19 protein-coding genes and 1 other annotated feature are annotated in these 19,584 nt (G+C 50.3%); of the genes, 11 read left to right on the top strand and 8 right to left on the bottom strand.

Annotation, left to right across the window (positions count from 1 at the left end; genetic code table 11):
• Positions 1-6: 6 nt before the first annotated feature.
• On the bottom strand, positions 7-2,109 hold the full coding sequence (fusA, locus tag PGS10_RS13480) for an elongation factor G (RefSeq protein ID WP_047045925.1): 2,103 nt from the start codon (positions 2,107-2,109) through the stop codon (positions 7-9).
• 238 nt (positions 2,110-2,347) lie between these two features.
• Here fusA and PGS10_RS13475 point away from each other — a divergent pair, with 238 nt between their 5' ends.
• Positions 2,348-2,659 carry an ArsR/SmtB family transcription factor gene (locus PGS10_RS13475; RefSeq protein ID WP_015365828.1) on the top strand — a complete coding sequence of 104 codons (312 nt, stop codon included), beginning with the start codon at positions 2,348-2,350 and terminating at the stop codon, positions 2,657-2,659.
• A gap of 104 nt (positions 2,660-2,763) precedes the next feature.
• On the opposite strand, the gene plaP is transcribed toward PGS10_RS13475, so the two are convergent.
• The 4 genes from plaP to PGS10_RS13460 form a co-directional block, all read right to left on the bottom strand.
• Positions 2,764-4,122 (bottom strand): putrescine/proton symporter PlaP, encoded by a 1,359-nt coding sequence (gene plaP, locus PGS10_RS13470; protein ID WP_015365827.1) that lies wholly within the window; start codon positions 4,120-4,122, stop codon positions 2,764-2,766.
• Entirely contained in the window at positions 4,112-4,174 is a 63-nt protein-coding gene (gene yoeI / locus PGS10_RS25100; protein WP_098949253.1) for a membrane protein YoeI, read from the bottom strand. Before yoeI ends, plaP begins: the two co-directional genes overlap by 11 nt.
• Positions 4,175-4,410: 236 nt before the next feature.
• Positions 4,411-5,292, bottom strand: coding sequence for a LysR family transcriptional regulator (locus tag PGS10_RS13465; RefSeq protein WP_316423091.1), 882 nt, complete (start codon positions 5,290-5,292; stop codon positions 4,411-4,413).
• A 36-nt stretch (positions 5,293-5,328) separates the two neighbouring features.
• Positions 5,329-6,153: an SDR family oxidoreductase gene (locus PGS10_RS13460; RefSeq protein WP_316423090.1), complete on the bottom strand. Its 825-nt coding sequence runs from the start codon at positions 6,151-6,153 to the stop codon at positions 5,329-5,331.
• Between the two features lie 176 nt (positions 6,154-6,329).
• Between PGS10_RS13460 and hisL the strand changes: the two genes are divergently transcribed.
• The 9 genes from hisL to hisIE all read left to right on the top strand — a co-directional run bounded on the left by hisL (position 6,330) and on the right by hisIE (position 13,570).
• Positions 6,330-6,380 carry a his operon leader peptide gene (hisL, locus tag PGS10_RS13455; RefSeq protein ID WP_009654477.1) on the top strand — a complete coding sequence of 17 codons (51 nt, stop codon included), beginning with the start codon at positions 6,330-6,332 and terminating at the stop codon, positions 6,378-6,380.
• Positions 6,356-6,478, top strand: a sequence feature (His leader region). Its footprint overlaps the gene before it by 25 nt.
• Before the next feature lie 48 nt (positions 6,479-6,526).
• A complete protein-coding gene (hisG, locus tag PGS10_RS13450) occupies positions 6,527-7,426 on the top strand; it encodes an ATP phosphoribosyltransferase (protein ID WP_045379285.1) in 900 nt (299 codons plus the stop codon).
• 39 nt (positions 7,427-7,465) lie between these two features.
• Positions 7,466-8,770: a histidinol dehydrogenase gene (gene hisD, locus PGS10_RS13445; protein ID WP_063414436.1), complete on the top strand. Its 1,305-nt coding sequence runs from the start codon at positions 7,466-7,468 to the stop codon at positions 8,768-8,770.
• Complete coding sequence (hisC, locus tag PGS10_RS13440) at positions 8,767-9,828, top strand: histidinol-phosphate transaminase (RefSeq protein ID WP_316423089.1); 1,062 nt, start codon at positions 8,767-8,769, stop codon at positions 9,826-9,828. The genes hisD and hisC overlap by 4 nt, the downstream gene beginning before the upstream one ends.
• The gene (gene hisB / locus PGS10_RS13435; protein WP_047066723.1) at positions 9,825-10,892 is read left to right on the top strand and encodes a bifunctional histidinol-phosphatase/imidazoleglycerol-phosphate dehydratase HisB; all 1,068 of its coding nucleotides are present in this window, start codon (positions 9,825-9,827) and stop codon (positions 10,890-10,892) included. The genes hisC and hisB overlap by 4 nt, the downstream gene beginning before the upstream one ends.
• Complete coding sequence (hisH, locus tag PGS10_RS13430; RefSeq protein ID WP_045391767.1) at positions 10,892-11,482, top strand: imidazole glycerol phosphate synthase subunit HisH; 591 nt, start codon at positions 10,892-10,894, stop codon at positions 11,480-11,482. The genes hisB and hisH overlap by 1 nt, the downstream gene beginning before the upstream one ends.
• Positions 11,482-12,219, top strand: a complete 738-nt coding sequence (hisA, locus tag PGS10_RS13425; RefSeq protein ID WP_047045942.1) for a 1-(5-phosphoribosyl)-5-[(5-phosphoribosylamino)methylideneamino]imidazole-4-carboxamide isomerase — start codon at positions 11,482-11,484, stop codon at positions 12,217-12,219. The genes hisH and hisA overlap by 1 nt, the downstream gene beginning before the upstream one ends.
• Positions 12,201-12,977 (top strand): imidazole glycerol phosphate synthase subunit HisF, encoded by a 777-nt coding sequence (hisF, locus tag PGS10_RS13420; protein ID WP_316423088.1) that lies wholly within the window; start codon positions 12,201-12,203, stop codon positions 12,975-12,977. The genes hisA and hisF overlap by 19 nt, the downstream gene beginning before the upstream one ends.
• Entirely contained in the window at positions 12,971-13,570 is a 600-nt protein-coding gene (gene hisIE / locus PGS10_RS13415; protein WP_045391776.1) for a bifunctional phosphoribosyl-AMP cyclohydrolase/phosphoribosyl-ATP diphosphatase HisIE, read from the top strand. The genes hisF and hisIE overlap by 7 nt, the downstream gene beginning before the upstream one ends.
• Positions 13,571-13,645: 75 nt before the next feature.
• Here hisIE and PGS10_RS13410 read toward each other — a convergent pair whose 3' ends face one another.
• Positions 13,646-15,250: a phosphoethanolamine transferase gene (locus tag PGS10_RS13410; protein ID WP_063447760.1), complete on the bottom strand. Its 1,605-nt coding sequence runs from the start codon at positions 15,248-15,250 to the stop codon at positions 13,646-13,648.
• A 295-nt stretch (positions 15,251-15,545) separates the two neighbouring features.
• On the opposite strand from PGS10_RS13410, the gene PGS10_RS13405 reads away from it, so the two are divergent.
• Complete coding sequence (locus PGS10_RS13405) at positions 15,546-16,724, top strand: acyltransferase family protein (RefSeq protein ID WP_316423087.1); 1,179 nt, start codon at positions 15,546-15,548, stop codon at positions 16,722-16,724.
• A 51-nt stretch (positions 16,725-16,775) separates the two neighbouring features.
• Here the strand turns inward: PGS10_RS13405 and PGS10_RS13400 are convergent, their stop codons facing one another.
• Together PGS10_RS13400 and PGS10_RS13395 are read right to left on the bottom strand one after the other, a co-directional pair.
• Positions 16,776-18,260 (bottom strand): glycosyltransferase, encoded by a 1,485-nt coding sequence (locus tag PGS10_RS13400; protein ID WP_049061320.1) that lies wholly within the window; start codon positions 18,258-18,260, stop codon positions 16,776-16,778.
• Between the two features lie 4 nt (positions 18,261-18,264).
• Positions 18,265-19,434, bottom strand: a complete 1,170-nt coding sequence (locus tag PGS10_RS13395) for a glycosyltransferase family 2 protein (protein ID WP_316423086.1) — start codon at positions 19,432-19,434, stop codon at positions 18,265-18,267.
• Positions 19,435-19,584: the final 150 nt, after the last annotated feature.

Raw genomic sequence — 19,584 nt, 5'->3', positions numbered from 1 at the left:
ACTGACTTAACTTTTCGCGCGGCTGGCGATGATATCGTCGGCCACGTTACGCGGCGCTTCCGCGTAATGATGGAACTCCATGCTATAGGTCGCGCGGCCCTGCGACATCGAGCGCAGCGTAGTAGAATAACCGAACATTTCGGCCAGCGGCACATCGGCACGAATAATCTGGCTACCGAAACGCTCCTCCATCCCCTGCACCATCCCGCGACGGGAAGAGAGATCGCCCATAATATTCCCCGCGTACTCTTCCGGCGTCTCCACCTCGACGTGCATCACCGGCTCCAGGATCACCGGGTCCGCTTTTCGCGCCCCTTCCTTGAAGCCGAAAATTGCCGCCATACGGAAAGCCATCTCGGACGAATCGACGTCATGATACGAACCAAACGTCAGAGTCGCTTTAACGTCGACGACCGGATAGCCCGCCAGCACGCCGGCGCCCATCGCTTCACGCAGCCCTTTCTCCACAGAAGGGATGTATTCACGCGGTACCACCCCACCTTTGGTGGCATCTTCAAATACAAAGCCGCTCCCCGCCGCCAATGGCTCCAGTGTCAGCACGACGTGCCCATACTGCCCCTTACCGCCGGACTGACGCACAAATTTACCTTCCACATCCTTCACCGTTTTACGGATGGTTTCCCGATAGGTAACCTGCGGACGGCCAATATTCGCCTCAACGCCAAACTCGCGTTTCATACGGTCGACGATAATCTCCAGATGCAACTCCCCCATCCCGGAGATAATCGTCTGTCCGGACTCTTCATCGGTGTGCAGGCGGAACGACGGATCCTCGGAAGCCAACCGCTGCAGCGCAATGCCCATTTTCTCCTGGTCGGCCTTAGTCTTCGGTTCAATCGCCAGCGAAATGACCGGTTCCGGGAACTCCATGCGCTCGAGAGTGATGACCGCATCCGGATCGCATAGCGTATCGCCCGTCGTGACATCTTTTAGACCAACACAGGCGGCAATATCGCCGGCGTGCAACTCGTCGACTTCGTGGCGATCGTTGGCATGCATCAGCACGATACGCCCGATACGCTCTTTCTTGCCCTTCACCGGGTTAAAAACCGCATCGCCCTTTTTCAACGTCCCGGAATAGACGCGAATGAAGGTCAACTGGCCGACGTAGGGATCGGTCATGAGTTTAAACGCCAGCGCCGACAGCGGCTCATCGTCGCTCGGGTGACGTTCCGCCGGTTGCCCCTTGTCATCAATACCCTGAATAGCCGGAATATCCAGCGGCGACGGCATGAATTCAACGACCGCGTCGAGCATCCTCTGTACGCCTTTATTTTTAAAAGCGCTACCGCAGAGCACCGGCTGGATCTCGCCGCCGACCGTGCGTTTGCGTAGTCCGGCCACAATTTCCGCTTCGCTCAGTTCACCGCTCTCTAGATATTTATCCATCAGCTCATCACTGGCTTCCGCCGCGGCCGAGACCATTTTTTCCCGCCACTGCCGGGCCGTCGCCAGCAGGTCATCAGGTACAGGCGCGTAACTGAACGTCATCCCCTGCGTTGCATCATCCCACTGAATGGCCCGCATCTTTATCAGGTCAACGACGCCGGTGAAATGCTCTTCGGCGCCAATGGGGATCACAATCGGCACCGGATTGGCCTTCAGGCGGTCGATCATCATTTGCACCACGCGGAAGAAATCGGCGCCCGGGCGGTCCATTTTGTTGACGAAAGCCAGTCGCGGTACATGATACTTGTTGGCCTGCCGCCAGACGGTCTCCGACTGCGGCTGCACGCCGCCGACCGAGTCATAGACCATCACCGCGCCGTCCAGCACGCGCATCGAGCGTTCTACTTCGATAGTGAAGTCCACGTGCCCCGGAGTATCAATGATATTAATACGATGGGGCTCAAAGCTGCGGTCCATCCCGGGCCAGAAACAGCTTACCGCTGCGGAAGTAATGGTAATCCCACGTTCCTGCTCCTGCGCCATCCAGTCGGTAGTTGCCGCGCCATCGTGTACTTCACCCAGCTTATGGCTCATTCCGGTGTAAAACAGAATGCGCTCAGTGGTGGTGGTTTTACCGGCATCGATATGCGCGGAGATACCGATGTTGCGATAACGTTCGAGGGGGATGGGTCGGGGCATGATGCGTCCTTAGTCATTTTGACTGTCAAAGAGCGGCTAAATCCGCCGCGGTTAGGTTTACGGCATCTATAATAGTACAACTGTACGAGTATATTCGAACTGTTTTCTCTATCACTGTTATCGGTCAGGTTGCGACGGCGCGCGTGGCGCAAGAAAAGGAGTTTGGGTATATTAGCCGCCAGCCGCCGATACGGACTGCTGTTCGCGTAAACAGCACAACCGCCGACACAGGAATATTATGATCGCCAATCACCCCGAACGTGAACAAATTCGCCTGGAAAATGTCCTTTTTGCCCTGGGTAACCCCTTGCGGCTGGAAATCATTCGCACGCTCTCCGACGGCAGCGAGCAGAGTTGTAACGCGCTACGCAAAGAAGATATCGCTAAATCCACCATGACTCACCACTGGCGGGTACTGCGCGACAGCGGCGTGATCTGGCAACGTCCTCAGGGGCGGGAAAACTTAATTTCGCTACGCCGCGACGATTTGGATGCCCGCTTTCCAGGACTGCTGGATACGCTGCTTAACGTGATGCGACAGGAGAAGTAAGCGCTCCATCCCCTGCCCCCCGGCCGCCACCGGGGATATTCAGCGGACGCCAGAAACAAAAAAGCCGGAGGTTTCCCTCCGGCTTTTGTTAGCATAAAGCGTGATTACGCAACGTCTTCGTATTGCGGTACCGGGTTGCGGAAGCTTTTGGTTACACACGCCAGGTAAATCAGACCGATACCGGCCCAGATCAGACCCAGGATCATCGAGCTCTCTTCCAGGTTAACCCACAGCGCGCCGACAGTCAGAGCGCCGCACATCGGCAGGAACAGATACTGGAAGTGGTCTTTCAGCGTCTTGTTGCGTTTCTCGCGGATCCAGAACTGCGAGATAACCGACAGGTTAACGAAGGTGAACGCCACCAGCGCGCCGAAGTTAATCAGCGCGGTCGCCATTACCAGGTCAAAGTTAATCGCCAGCAGCGCGATCGCGCCAACCAGGATGATGTTCATCGCCGGAGTGCGCCAGGTCGGATGCACGTAGCCGAAGAAGCTTTTCGGGAATACGCCATCGCGGCCCATTACGTACATCAGGCGCGCAACGCCAGCGTGCGCCGCCATACCGGAAGCCAGCACGGTGATAGTGGAGAAGATCAGCGCGCCCACCTGGAAGGCTTTACCTGCCACATACAGCATGATTTCAGGCTGTGAGGCATCCGGATCCTTAAAGCGCGAGATATCCGGGAAGTACAGCTGCAGGAAGTAGGTAGCAAAAATGAAGATCAGGCCGCCAATCAGCGCAGTCAGGAAGATAGCGCGCGGAATAACGCGTTCTGCATCTTTGGTCTCTTCAGACAGATTGCTGATGCCGTCAAAGCCGGTAAATGAGAAGCAGAGTATCGTCGCCCCGGTAATCATCGGGATAACGTGCGCATCGCCGGACCAGAACGGACGGCTGCTGGCCAGCGTACCGGCGCCCTCGCCTTCAAATACGCCATACACCACCATGCCGAGGATCACGGCAATCAGTACCACCTGCAACACCACGATAACGGTATTGAAGTTGGCGACGGACTTGATGCTGCGCAGGTTAAAGGCGGTCATAAACGCGACCAGCGCGATAACAAACACCCACGATGGAATCGAAGGCACCAGCGCTTCAAAGTAGATTTTCGCCAGCAGGATGTTGATCATCGGCGCGAACAGGTAGTCGAGCAGAGAGGACCAACCCACCATGAAGCCAACGGTCGGGCTAATGGATTTCTGGGCGTAGGTATACGCTGAACCCGCGGAAGGATAGCGGCGTACCAGCTTCCCATAGCTCAGCGCAGTAAAAAGAATAGCGATTAACGCAAAGGCGTAGGCCGTCGGCACGTGGCCGTCGGTCATACCAGAGACGATACCGAACGTATCGAACAGCGTCATCGGCTGCATATAGGCCAGGCCCATCATTACAACCGGAACTAACGTAAGGGTTTTACGTAATTCCACGCGAGAGGTATTTGGAGTAGCGTTATGCGACATAGTTATCCCCTTTTACGGCGAAGGCCAGCGCGTAAGCAAAAAATTGCCCCATTTCTTTCTATTCCTCAGCGACAACGACTGTCGGTTTTTAGTAAATATCTATCCGGTACGAAGCCCGGCCTCTTGGTATTGAATGATGTGTCTTTCGACCAAAAAAATAACCGACACTTTAAAAAAAGCGTCGGCTAGTCTCTGGTTTTCAGGCTGCGTATTTTGCAACAACTTCTGGCTTAATGACAAGATGTTGTAAGGTTTATTAATAGGCTAAGAATTCTAACCGCCTAATATTCATACTATTTTAGTATTGTAGATCTGACGAATAGCACTATTTGCTAATATCGCTTGTAACCACCATTGCGCGGCAAGGCCAAAAACGTCTTCATTCCAGCCAATCCATGCCCGATGCAGCCGCGCGGGTGTGGTAATGCGTTTCTCGACCAATTTGCCCTTCTCCAGCCAGGCCCTGGCCAGATAATGCGGCAAGTAGGCCCAGCCCAGCCCGGCGCATACCAGCTCCAACAGGCCGTTCATATCAAAAACCGTCACACTCTCCTGCTTTTCGCTTTGCAGCAAACCAGCATCGCAGATAATCGCCCGATATCGCTGTAACACCCGCAAATTCAGCGGTTCCTTAGCCTGCGCCAGCGGATGATTAATCGCGACCACAAAACACAGATCCAACTCGCCAAGCAGGCTAAAACCATAACCCACCAGCGTCGGCGGCTCGTTAAGCGCGCCCAGCACCATGTCGACCTCGCCTGCCGCCAGAGCATCCCAACCGCCAGCACTGGTGAATTGCAAACGGGTCACGTTGTGCTGTTGATAAAACTGTTCCATGAGTGAAGTTAAAAGAGAGAAAGGAAAAGTCATATCGACGCTGATGGTCAGGGTATTTTCCCAGCCCTGATGTAACCTGATAGCCTGCAGCTCAAGTTCACGAGCGGTATGAAGTAGCTCACGCCCCTTTTCCAACAGCATCTGCCCGGTGCAAGTAAAGCGCGCCCGATGACCGCTACGATCCAGCAGTTGGATATTTAGATCGCTTTCTAGTTTATGGATGGTGTAGCTCAGCGCCGAGGGGGTTTTATAGAGCTTTGCCGAGGCCGCGGCAAAGCTCCCCTCTTTTTCTAAGGCATCAAGAATAACGAGGACATCCAGCAGTGGTTTCATCGCCCCCCCTTACGGTACGCGAATGCCTGCTGGTGGTTACTCCATCGGCATCACCAGCGGATCGGGGTACTGGTATTCAAAGCCAAGCTCATAGCAGATCCGGTTGCCATCAATGATTTTGCCTTTACCGCCTTCCGGGTTATCGGTAAATACCGGTAACGGCAGCCCAAGTTCACGGGCCATCTGCGGATAAAAGACACCTCGCGCCGGATGCATTGGCGCACATATATTATAGATGTGTCCGCCTTTCGGAGCCTGAAGCAATAACTCAATCGCGGCAATAACATCCTGCAGATGCACCAGATTGACCCCGTGCTGGCCATCCGGAGCCGATTTACCGGCAAAGAAACGCCCCGGGTGGCGAGAAGTCCCCACCAGCCCGGCGAGACGCAGAATATCCACCGAGGTACCCGGCAACGCATGCAGCCAGTCCTCCAGCTCTTTCAGAACCCTGCCGCTGGCGGTTTGCGGATCGCGCGGCGAATTTTCCTTCATCGTCCCTTCAGTATTGCCATAAACCGAGGTCGAACTGGTAAAAATAATGCGTGGAATATGACGCGAGAGCGCGGTATCGACAATCTCCTGCACCGCCTGTAGATAAAAATCTTCCCCGGGGCCCGTGCGCCGCGCTGGTAACGTGATGACCAGCGCATCGACGTTCATCATCGCGTCCAGATCCTCAGCATCACAGATCAGCTGGGGGTCAAGACGCAGCGGATATCCTTCAATACCGCACATCCGCGCCGCCTCTACGCCATCCTGCGTCGTTTTACTGCCGGTGACATGCCAACCACGCGCGCGCAATGACAACGCAAGCGGCATGCCCAGCCACCCTAATCCGACAATCGCGACCTTTTTCATACCCTGGCTCCTGACTCATTCGCTGTGCTGATACTAGGCTACGCCAGCCTGCGAGACCTGACAATTTGTTCGACGAATATGAAATGAATTAATGATGGAAAAAAGGGCTTGCTTTATGCGCCGGAACTGGTTTAGGTTAAAAGACATCAAATGCATAGTCATTCAAAGAGAATTTTATGAACAGCGTTCAATTTAAAAACCACCATCATCACCATCATCCTGACTAGTCTTTCAGGCGATGTGTGCTGGAAGACGTTTGGATCTTCCAGTGGTGCATGAACGCAAAGAGAGCCCCCGGAAGATTCACTTCCGGGGGCTTTTTTTTTGGACCGAATTCGGACAGATTCAGACAGGTATTCAGAGGAAAACAACAATGTTAGACAACACCCGTTTACGCATAGCTATTCAGAAATCAGGCCGTTTGAGTGAAGATTCACGCGAACTGCTCGGCCGTTGCGGCATTAAAGTCAACCTGCACACCCAGCGTCTGATCGCCCTTGCGGAAAACATGCCGATCGACATTCTGCGCGTTCGCGATGACGATATTCCGGGGCTGGTGATGGACGGCGTTGTCGACCTTGGCATTATCGGCGAGAACGTGCTGGAAGAAGAGCTGCTGAGCCGCCGCGCGCAGGGCGAAGACCCGCGCTATTTCACCCTGCGCCGTCTCGATTTTGGCGGATGCCGCCTGTCGCTGGCGACACCGGTGGATGAAAACTGGAATGGCCCGGCGGCGCTGGACGGTAAACGCATCGCCACCTCTTACCCGCACCTGTTAAAGCGCTATCTCGATCAGAAAGGTATCTCCTTTAAATCCTGTCTGCTGAACGGCTCCGTCGAAGTCGCCCCACGCGCTGGCCTTGCCGATGCCATCTGCGATCTCGTTTCTACCGGCGCAACCCTCGAAGCCAACGGCCTGCGCGAAGTTGAAGTGATTTATCGTTCCAAAGCCTGCCTGATCCAGCGCGACGGTGAAATGGACGATGCGAAACAGCAGCTGATCGACCGTCTGCTGACCCGTATTCAGGGAGTTATCCAGGCCCGCGAATCGAAATACATCATGATGCACGCGCCGACCGAACGGCTGGAAGAAGTGGTGGCGCTGCTGCCGGGCGCAGAGCGGCCAACTATTCTGCCGCTGGCAGGCGACAAACAGCGGGTAGCGATGCACATGGTCAGCAGCGAAACCCTGTTCTGGGAAACCATGGAAAAACTGAAAGCGCTGGGCGCCAGTTCTATTCTGGTGCTACCGATAGAGAAAATGATGGAGTAATCCAGCAATTCGTTTACGGGACAAACAGGGGAAATGACCATGAGCTTCAATACCATTATCGACTGGAATAGCTGCAGCGCCGCACAACAGCAACAACTATTAACGCGCCCGGCGATTTCAGCTTCCGAGAGCATCAGCAAAACGGTAGCCGGGATCCTCGCTAACGTAAAAGAGAATGGCGATGCCGCCTTACGCGAATATAGCGCCAAATTCGATAAAACCACCGTCACAGCGCTCAAAGTGTCTGACGAAGAGATTGCTGCCGCCGGCGCGCGCCTCAGCGACGAGCTCAAACAAGCGATGGCGGTGGCGGTCAACAATATCGAGATCTTTCACAACGCGCAGCAGTTGCAGGTTGTCGATGTTGAAACCCAACCCGGCGTTCGCTGCCAGCAGCTTACCCGCCCTATCGCCTCCGTCGGCTTATATATTCCGGGCGGTTCGGCGCCGCTGTTTTCAACGGTGCTGATGCTCGCCACACCGGCGCGCATTGCCGGCTGTCAGGAAGTGGTACTGTGCTCGCCGCCGCCGATTGCCGATGAAATCCTTTATGCGGCGCAGCTTTGCGGCGTGCGTAATATCTTTAACGTCGGCGGCGCGCAGGCTATCGCGGCAATGGCCTTCGGCACGGAATCGGTGGCGAAAGTCGCTAAAATCTTTGGCCCTGGCAACGCCTTCGTCACCGAGGCCAAACGCCAGGTCAGCCAGCGCCTTGACGGCGCGGCTATCGATATGCCCGCTGGCCCGTCGGAAGTTCTGGTGATTGCCGACAGCGGCGCGACGCCGGATTTCGTCGCCTCCGATCTGCTCTCGCAGGCGGAACATGGCCCGGATTCCCAGGTTATCTTGCTGACCCCGGACGCCGACATAGGCTCCCGGGTCGCCGCAGCGGTTGAACGTCAGCTAGCGGCCCTGCCGCGTGCCGAAACCGCGCGTGAAGCGCTTTCCGCCAGCCGTATTATTGTCGCCCGCGATCTCGCCCAATGTGTAGAGATCTCAAATCAGTACGGACCGGAGCACCTGATTATCCAGACCCGTAACGCCCGTGAACTGGTTGACGGTATCACCAGCGCCGGTTCGGTATTCCTCGGCGACTGGTCGCCAGAATCGGCAGGTGATTACGCCTCTGGTACCAACCACGTGCTGCCGACCTACGGCTACACCGCGACCTGTTCCAGCCTCGGTCTGGCGGATTTTCAAAAGCGCATGACCGTACAGGAACTGACGCGTGAAGGCTTCGCCGCCCTCGCCCCGACTATCGAGATCCTGGCCGCAGCCGAACTGCTGACCGCCCACAAAAACGCCGTAACGCTGCGCGTAGCCGCCCTTAAGGAGCAAGCATGAGCATTGAAGACTTAGCCCGCGCCAATATCCGCGCGCTGACGCCGTATCAATCCGCCCGCCGTCTTGGGGGGAAAGGCGACGTGTGGCTGAACGCCAACGAATTCCCCACCGCCGTGGAATTTCAGTTGACCGAACAGACATTAAACCGCTATCCAGAACCACAGCCGAAGGCGGTTATCGAAAACTACGCGCAATATGCCGGCGTAAAACCAGAACAGGTACTGGTGAGCCGCGGTGCTGACGAAGGCATCGAGTTGCTGATCCGCGCCTTTTGCGAACCGGGCGAGGACGCTGTCCTTTATTGCCCGCCAACCTACGGCATGTACAGCGTCAGCGCCGAAACCATCGGCGTTGAGTGCCGTACGGTGCCGACGCTCGCCGACTGGCAGCTCGATTTGCCGGGTATCGAAGCGAATCTCACCGGCGTGAAAGTGGTTTTTGTCTGCAGCCCCAATAATCCGACCGGGCAGATAATCAATCCGCAAGATTTCCGCGCCCTGCTGGAAATGACGCGCGGTAAAGCAATCGTGGTAGCGGATGAAGCCTATATTGAGTTCTGCCCCCAGGCATCTCTGGCGAACTGGCTGAGCGAGTACCCGCACCTGGCTATCCTGCGCACTTTATCGAAAGCCTTTGCGCTGGCCGGGCTGCGCTGCGGTTTTACGCTGGCTAACGCAGAGGTGATTAATGTACTGCTGAAAGTCATCGCGCCTTATCCGCTCTCGACGCCGGTCGCCGATATCGCCGCCCAGGCATTAAGCCCGGCTGGCATTGCCGCTATGCGCGCGCGTGTGGCGCAGATCCTGGATGAACGCGCATACCTGGTCAATGCGCTGCGCGGCATCGCCTGCGTCGAGCAGGTTTTCGATTCCGAGACCAACTACCTGCTGGCGCGGATAACCGCCTCCAGCGCGGTGTTTAAATCTTTGTGGGATCAGGGCATTATCTTACGTGACCAAAATAAACAACCCTCATTAAGCGGCTGTTTGCGTATCACTATCGGTACCCGTGCAGAGAGCCAGCGCGTGATTGACGCTTTGACTGCGGAGAATGTATGACCCAGAAGTTTCTCTTTATTGACCGTGACGGTACGCTTATCTCTGAACCGCCGGTTGATTTTCAGGTAGACCGGTTTGAAAAACTGGCCTTCGAACCGCAGGTGATCCCGGCGCTGCTTAAGCTACAGCAGGAAGGCTATAAGCTGGTGATGATCACCAACCAGGATGGCCTTGGTACCGATAGCCTGCCGCAGGAGGAATTCGACGGCCCGCACAACCTGATGATGCAGGTCTTCTCCTCGCAGGGCGTTAACTTTGAATCCGTGCTGATTTGCCCGCACATGCCTGGTGATAACTGCGACTGTCGTAAGCCGAAGACCCAACTGGTATTGCCGTGGCTGGAAGAGGGCGTAATGGATAAAGCCCACAGTTACGTCATCGGCGACCGCGCCACCGATATAGAGTTAGCGGATAACATGGGCATCATCGGCCTGCGCTATAACAGTGAAACGCTGAACTGGCCGACCATCTGCGAACAGCTGACCCGTCGCGACCGCTACGCTCACGTTGAGCGCATCACCAAAGAGACCCAGGTTGACGTTAAAGTCTGGCTGGATCGTGAAGGCGGCAGCAAGATCCACACCGGCGTGGGTTTCTTCGACCACATGCTCGATCAGATTGCCACCCACGGCGGCTTTCGCCTGGAGATTAACGTCGGCGGCGATCTTTACATCGACGATCACCACACCGTAGAAGATACCGGCCTGGCGTTAGGCGAAGCGCTGAAGCTGGCGCTGGGCGATAAGCGCGGCATTAACCGCTTTGGCTTCGTGTTGCCGATGGATGAATGCCTGGCGCGCTGTGCGCTGGATATCTCAGGTCGCCCACACCTCGAATATAAAGCTGACTTCACCTATCAGCGCGTCGGCGACCTGAGCACCGAGATGGTCGAACACTTCTTCCGCTCGCTCTCCTATACCATGGCGGTGACGCTGCACCTGAAAACCAAAGGTAAGAACGATCACCACCGCGTCGAGAGCCTGTTCAAGGCCTTTGGCCGTACGCTGCGCCAGGCCATTCGGGTCCAGGGCGACACGTTGCCATCTTCAAAAGGGGTATTGTGATGAACGTGGTGATCCTCGATACCGGGTGCGCCAACCTCAACTCGGTGAAATCTGCAGTGAGCCGCCATGGCTATGAGCCAGTGGTCAGCCGCGAGCCGGATGTTGTTCTGCGTGCCGATAAACTTTTTCTGCCCGGCGTCGGCACCGCGCAGGCTGCGATGGATCAGCTGCGCGAACGCGAGCTCATTGACTTGATTAAAGCCTGTACCCAGCCGGTGCTGGGGATTTGTCTCGGCATGCAGTTACTCGGTGCGCGCAGCGAAGAGAATAACGGTGTTGAGCTACTGGGCATTATTGATGAAGAAGTGCCGAAAATGACCGACCACGGACTGCCGCTGCCGCATATGGGATGGAACCGGGTCTATGCCAAAGCCGGCGATCGCCTGTTCCGCGGCATTGAAGAAGGCGCTTATTTCTATTTCGTCCATAGCTACGCCATGCAGGTCAATCCGTACACTATCGCCCAATGCAACTACGGCGAGGCCTTCACCGCGGCGGTACAGAAAGATAACTTCTTTGGCGTACAGTTCCACCCTGAGCGCTCAGGTAGCGCCGGTGCGCAGCTGCTGAAAAATTTCCTGGAGATGTAATGATCATTCCAGCTTTAGATTTAATTGACGGTACCGTGGTGCGCCTGCATCAGGGCGACTATGGCCAGCAGCGCGACTATGGCAACGATCCGTTACCGCGCCTGCAATCCTATGCGGATCAGGGCGCAGAAGTATTGCATCTGGTTGATCTGACTGGGGCGAAAGATCCGGCAAAACGCCAGATTCCGCTGCTTAAGACCTTAGTTGCCGGCGTTACGGTACCTGTGCAGGTCGGCGGCGGCGTACGTACGCAAGAAGACGTTGCCGCACTGCTTGATGCCGGCGTGGCGCGCGTGGTGGTCGGTTCAACGGCAGTGAAATCGCCGGAGGAGGTCAAAGGCTGGTTTAAACGCTTTGGCCCCGAGCATCTGGTGCTGGCGCTGGATGTACGCATTGATGCCGAGGGTCATAAACAGGTGGCGGTGAGCGGCTGGCAGGAAAACTCTGGCGTCACTCTGGAAGAGCTGGTGGAAAGCTATCTGCCGGTCGGCTTGCAACATGTGCTGTGTACTGATATCTCCCGTGACGGTACTCTGGCGGGTTCCAACGTCTCTCTATATGAAGAGGTCTGCGCGCGTTATCCGCAGGTGGCGTTCCAGTCTTCCGGCGGGATCGGCGGTCTCAGCGATATCGCCGCGCTGCGCGGAACCGGCGTTCGCGGGGTGATCGTCGGCCGCGCGCTACTGGAAGGTAAATTCAACGTAACGGAGGCCATTCAATGCTGGCAAAACGGATAATCCCCTGCCTGGACGTCCGCGACGGTCAGGTAGTAAAAGGCGTGCAGTTTCGCAACCACGAAATTATCGGTGATATCGTTCCGCTGGCAAAACGCTATGCCGATGAAGGCGCGGATGAACTGGTGTTCTACGATATTACCGCCTCCAGCGATGGCCGGGTAGTCGATAAAAGTTGGGTATCGCGCGTAGCGGAAGTGATTGATATTCCGTTCTGCGTAGCCGGTGGAATTAAGTCGCTGGAAGACGCGGCGCAGATCCTCTCCTTCGGCGCCGACAAAATTTCAATTAACTCGCCTGCGCTTGCGGATCCAACGTTAATCACCCGTCTCGCCGATCGCTTTGGCGTGCAGTGCATCGTGGTAGGGATTGATACCTGGTTTGATGAACAGACCGGAAAATATCACGTTAATCAGTACACCGGCGATGAGAGCCGAACTCGCGTCACCCAATGGGAGACGCTGGATTGGGTACAGGAAGTACAAAAGCGCGGAGCGGGAGAAATTGTTCTCAACATGATGAACCAGGACGGCGTGCGCAACGGTTACGATCTGGATCAGCTCAGAAAGGTCCGTGAAGTGTGTAACGTTCCGCTGATTGCCTCCGGCGGCGCCGGTACCATGGAGCACTTCCTTGAGGCATTCCGCGACGCCAACGTCGATGGCGCCCTCGCCGCTTCCGTGTTCCATAAACAAATTATTAATATTGGCGAATTAAAAACGTTCCTGTCAGCCCAGGGCGTGGAGGTCAGGGTATGTTGAGTGAACAGCTGGATTGGCAAAAAACCGACGGCATGATGCCGGCCATCATACAGCACGCTGAATCTGGCGAAGTGTTAATGCTGGGATATATGAATGAGGACGCGCTGGCGAAAACGCAAGAAAGCGGCAAAGTAACCTTCTACTCGCGCACCAAACAGCGCCTGTGGACAAAGGGTGAAACCTCCGGCAACTTTCTTAATGTGGTCAGCATCACCCCGGATTGCGATAACGATACCTTGTTAGTGTTGGTCAACCCGATAGGCCCGACCTGCCACAAAGGAACTTCAAGCTGCTTTGGGGAAACCGGACACCAGTGGCTGTTCCTCTATCAACTGGAACAACTGCTGGCCGAGCGCAAACATGCAGACCCGGAGAGCTCATACACTGCGAAACTGTATGCCAGCGGCACCAAACGTATTGCGCAAAAAGTTGGGGAAGAAGGCGTAGAGACCGCCCTGGCCGCGACGGTAAATGACAAGTTTGAACTGAAGAATGAAGCGTCAGACCTGATGTATCACCTGCTGGTACTACTTCAGGACCAGGGGCTGGATTTAGGGGATATTATCGATAATCTTAAGTCCAGACATAAGTAAATCGAAACATGCATTGAAGGGACTCTGGTTTAATATGATCATCCTTTAAACCAGAGTCTATGTATTAACCGCCGATTAAGGATGTTGCGGTAAGGGCACATCCCTTAATTCAGAGAAACGAATAGCGTCTTCTTTTTCATTCAGCACGAAATCAGAATTTTTTACCGCGTCTTTCATATGCTCATCAGAAACAGCATAACCCATCATTTCTAACACCAGGAATTTGGTTAAATCAGATGAGAAGTAGTGGTTGTTGTTGCGCAATTGTTCAGCCTTCGCACACCAGGACGCATCATTCATCAGCAATGGAATTTTATACATTTCATTATCACTGGATGGAAAACCATGTCCCTGCCCCACAACTTCCCCATGGTCTGATACATAAACCAACTTGTAATCTTTAAGATAGGTATCAGCAAGGGTAAAAATACTCTTTAAGGTATCATCGACGTTATAAATAGACGCATCATAATCATCAACCATCGGGTTGTCCGCTTCCCCTCTACGGTCAGAATAAGGCAAATGGTTACCCATCAGATGAATGACGTAAAAATTTCTCTCTTGCGATTGCTTAAAATAATGCTTGATTGCCGGTAATAACTTTTCGTCCTGCCCCTCGTTAACTGGGAAACGGGTATTATTATCTTCCGGAGTTTGCAGAACTTCAGCATATTTTGCCAGATAACCGAAAGGCTTGTTCCACATGTTGTTTTGCATCTGAGAGTCGAACCAGTACGTATGGTAGCCCTGCAATTGTGCCATCTCGATAAGATTCTTAAATTTAAACAAGTTGCCACGCTGCAAGGGCGTTTCAAAAGAAACCAGCATCGGTACAGCAAGTCGTGTTTGCGCAGCCGGTGAGTGAACGTTATTAACGACACATATTTGTCCATCTCTATCCATCTGCGATAAGTTTGGCGTAGTATCTTTTCCATAGCCGTAAATACCATAGCGGCCAGGGTTAGATGATTCGCCAATCACATAAATAATGTTCTGGCTGCCTTCAGTCTCTTTTTTAATATAATCAGGATATTCTTTATGCTCTATCTTTTTGTATTTAACATCATCAACTATATTTTCAGCGATAATCGACACTGAGGAAACAAGAGGTCCAAAAAAAATCTTGTACTGATCGATGTATGGCTGAGAAATAAAAGTTGGTGAGTATTCGATATTATTGATAAAGAATTTAGTCCCCCAAAAACTAACACCATCTATCACAGGCTTTGAAAGAATAAGGATAAGACTAATAGTCAAAATAACACGTTCTTTAACAGAATAGCGTGCCTTTGGTATTTTAATCGATAACAACGAAAGCGCAAAAAGTATGAAAAGAAAACCTACCAGAAATTTTAGGCCAAAGGTTTGTACGGTACCTAATGAAACGGAAAGGCCAACCCCGAAGGTTGACATGACCATACTGGTTGAGAGTCCACCATATTTCTGATAGATAAAGTAAGTCAAAAACGTGATCAATGAAACAAAAACCACCAGACTATTTCTGATTATTTTATTACGAATACAAAAAATCAAACGCAAGAAAATAAAAACAGAGAAAAAAGTGGTAAAAAATATATTTGTAGGTTCAAACCAACACAACACAAGGGACAGAAAAAACAGTATAAAATATAAAAAACGTCTGGTTTTTAAATACTCTAAACATCTAAAAAAAACGCTCATGCAAACTCCGAAATAAAGCAACTTATTATTGTGAATTGTAATGTTGCTATTTTAACACACTGAATCTCACTGACAAATATCACTCCATTGATCCTGGATAATGAAAGCGTTTAAAAATAATTTATTCGGCATGATGAAAACGGCACTCCAGGCTTAATTTCGCATACTTAAGCAAATTTAATGTTAAATCCATTATCGTGAAACCGATCACAACAACAAAAAAATAACTACCAGTTAACATCAGTGTGGTAATATAAACAAATACCGTCAGGTTCTGCTTCTTGACGCGTTGGTTATGGAACACAACAAAAATAAAGCCAAACAGGCTACGGGGTCTCACTTGCAACATTATAAACATCTCGACGGACTCCGCGGAGTCGCGTCGCTTGTCGTCGTGCTTTACCATATGGATGTATTTATGGGGGTGCTGGTATCGCCAAATGGATTATATTCGCAAAACTCAGTATGGTGGCAGATATATCGAAGAATTTTGGATGGGAACTTCTCAGTTTGTCTATTTTTCGTAATGAGTGGTTATGTGTTGCTCATTGGCTTTTATAAGCGGCAAAACGACCTTTCTTATCTTAAAGAAAGCTTTATAAAAAGATACTTTAGACTTACCCCACTGGTACTCGCTTCAGTCATTCTGGCTGTTGTTTTACAAAATACGATAGGCTTCCATAATGCCGAAATGGCGGCGATCGTAGGTGGACACGAGTGGTTAAAATCTAACTATCAATCAGAACTCACACTAACTGGAGCCATATACAATGGTCTGTATTCTGCTTACATAGGCGATACCTCCTATAATGGCCCACTCTGGACGATTAAAATAGAGTTAATGGGGTCGCTTTTTCTGTATCTCTATGCCGCATTATTTTTTGTCAAAAAAAACGGTGCCCACATCATTATATCAGCAATACTTATCTATCTGATTGAACCGACACTTGGCTGCTATTTGATACTATTTATCATTGGCGGTACTATTTTGGTATATAACATAAAACTTGAACCTAAGTTTATTCTTCCAGCCAGTATATTAACAGTTTTTCTTGCAACAGAGAATCCATGGACAATTGAAATTAACTTCTTAAATGAACTCACAGGTTTTAGTAAAGAAGGTTTAGCCACGTTCTGTCACTCAATCGCAGCAGTAGTTTTATTATTAATAGCGAATACATCGTCAAAACTTTCAAATTACCTGTCCAGACCTGTATTTACTTTTCTGGGTAAGGTCTCATTTTCCTTATATGTATTTCATATCCCTATCATCATGAGTATTGGAACGTCATTATTTGTTTATTTACATGATGCAGGTATTACTAACCAATTTGCTAGTATAATAAGCACATTAGTCAGTTTATTATTTTGTGTGCTTATCTCATGGTTTGGCTATACATTCATTGATAAACCATCTACAAAAATTGCATCTTTAGTAGGCGACAAGCTGAATATGAGAGCCAGCCAATTATAAAAAAAAAAGCCGCGAAAGAAATCTTTCGCGGCTTGTAATAAGGTAGAAGAGTTAGAATGTTTTGGCTTTTAGTAGCTTTAAATAAAACATAAATCTTTCTCTTCCTTTATTTTTGGCTATTACCAGCATATCAAATTTAGACAAAATCTTCTTAGATGCAAAAATTTGTGCCAGGACCTGCTTAAAATATTCATCCTTGAATTTCGCTTCAATGACACTCCAGGCCCAGAAGTGGACATCGAGTTCTAACTCAAATAATTTACGTTCTTCATCATAGTTGAACGTATCCGAGTTACGACTGTAGATCCAATCAAAAATAGGGAAATGAACATAAAGTCGGTCATCGCGCACAGAAATATCCTGACCTAAGCGCCCTTGACGATAATAGTAATAATCAAAAGGTATATTAGCAATAATCTTGGCGTTTAAAAAAGTCTCGAACTGGAAAGGTAAATCATCAAACCGACGAATATGCTCAGGGAAAGAAATTCCTTTGTTTTTCAGCATGTCAGCAGAGTAAATACGACGCCACATTGTTGGGCGCTCGCGTAGTAAATCCAGACGGCTGAGATTAATGTCCAGGGGGAATTTAACTATTTCACCAGTCTCATAAGCTTCTTTATAGCCACACTGGGAAATGTCAGCATTTTTCATCACCGCGGCACGGAACAAATCTTCATACATCTGAAGATCGCACCAATCATCGCCGTCAACAAAACCAATATATTGCCCTTTGGCCTGGCTAACGCCGGCATTTCGTGCCGTCGCGCACCCACCATTGGCTTTATGGATAACTTTCACTCTACCTGGGTATCTCGCAGCCCAGGCGTCAGCTTTCTCACCGGAATCATCCGGTGTACCATCATCGACGACTAAAATCTCTATACTTTCAATAGACTGATTCGCCAGGGACTCAATGCACTGGTCGATATAGGCGCTGATATTGTATGCGGGTACGACCACTGAAACTTCATACTCATACTTCTGGCGACTACCCGTGAGAGGTTGGTGTTGATCCTGAATGCGCCAGTAAAAAGTATCCGCCGCGCGCGCGCATTGACGATAAACAATTAATGGATCAACATCGTACTGATTGAATTCACCACAAATATGGTCAAGTTTCCACTGTGCAGTCACATACTCCAGAGCTGCCCGGGTAAATGCAGGAAGAGAAATACGAACGCTAACGTGACGCTCACCAATCAACTCATTAATTTCAGGATTGGAGAAATTATCAAACAGATAGACGCGTTCTTTCAATTCAGGATTTTTATTTAATAGTTCCTGAATACGTTTAAACTTGCTTGCATTAGATTCAACAACAATTATCGCGCGCGGCTTGCTGTTATAAAATGCAACCAGAAGCTCCAGACCGGTATAAGTACCGACAAAAGCCAAAACATCACTTTCGCAAGAAAACAAATCTACGCCAAAAAAGCTTCGCTCGATGATATGCTTATGTTGTGCTAACTCATCATGGCTAATTGCTGAAGGTAGTTTATTTAGATATGCATTCAATTGTGTTCTATTGATCATTTTATTAACCTACTACCCGTTTTCCGAACTTATTTTTTGCAAAACGCAAAGCTTTTTTGAAGATCAATTTATTGACATCAATGTTTGCAGTAGAAATAGCCTTCAACAGTTTAAATTTTGTTGATAGCGTTTGCTTACCAGTACTGTACTCTGTAAGAAAATCCGTTGCGCCATTGAAAAATGCCAACATGAGAATAAACTCTCTGTTACGCTCCGCAAAACCTAAGGAAGTTTTTAAGCGCGAACGCACGCCCGGATTTGATACAGAAAACAGATCCACACCTTGCTGGAAGTAACGACGTCGATCACTCAGAGTTGTATATCTACCACACCAGAAAATCATTTTAAATATTAGCGACATTACGCAATATTGCTGATATGCATTGAGACCTTTAACTTCAGGCTTCTGCAATAACTCTTTCGCGGTCTTAATTATATCAAATCGCTTTTCGCTTTTTTGATCCGTAATCTTCCCTTCACGATTAACTCGGTAAAAATAGCCGACAGTATCTATCATGCCAATTTTTGTTGCGTTAACCAGACTTACAATATGAGGAGTAACGTCTTCAAAATGAATCCCTACCGGGAAGATAGTTATATACTTGTCAAAAAAATCTTTCTTAAGGATTCGGTTGTTGGTATTAGGTTCAAGACTGAGGATTTGCGGATATGCTGCAATATTTACTGTCTTCTTCAGCTCACCACCTAAAATGTGATCCCAAGTCGCTGCATCATAGAACGGATAAGAATCTTTTGTTTGGTTGTCGTAAACGTATGAACGATATAAGACAATATCAAGATCGTCAGACTCGGCAAATTCCAGGGAATCAAGAACAGCTTTTTCGTTCAACCAGTCATCACTATCACAGAAAGAAATATATTGGCCATTCGCGTAGCGTAAGGCCGTGTTTCTGGCCTCTGATAGCCCTTTATTTTCCTGTGATACGAAAATTGCGTTACCTTTATAGGTATCAAGCCATTGCTGAACAACTTCGACACTATTATCAGTACTGCCATCATTTACAATGATAAGTTCTATTTGATCATTACCATTTTTATCAAATGAAGATAAAGTCTTCTCCACAAAACCAGAAGTATTATAGACTGGTACTATAATAGACAATTTTGGTATAATCTTTGATTGTCGAGTATCACAAACTATCATGTCGCTCATTACTGTCTCTTGTATAAATATATTTAACTTCAGACTAGATTGTAGAAACTAGCCAAATCAAAATGTGTATCTTCCGTATAAATAAATATCCTAAACCCTATCCGCAAGAGAAATATTTAACTATGACAATATTATCATTACGAATAAAGA

The organism is Klebsiella sp. 141153 (assembly GCF_032601995.1).
Lineage (GTDB): Bacteria > Pseudomonadota > Gammaproteobacteria > Enterobacterales > Enterobacteriaceae > Klebsiella > Klebsiella aerogenes.
The sequence above is the reverse complement of the archived record's forward strand: the minus strand, read 5'-3'. Positions and strand labels throughout refer to the sequence as shown.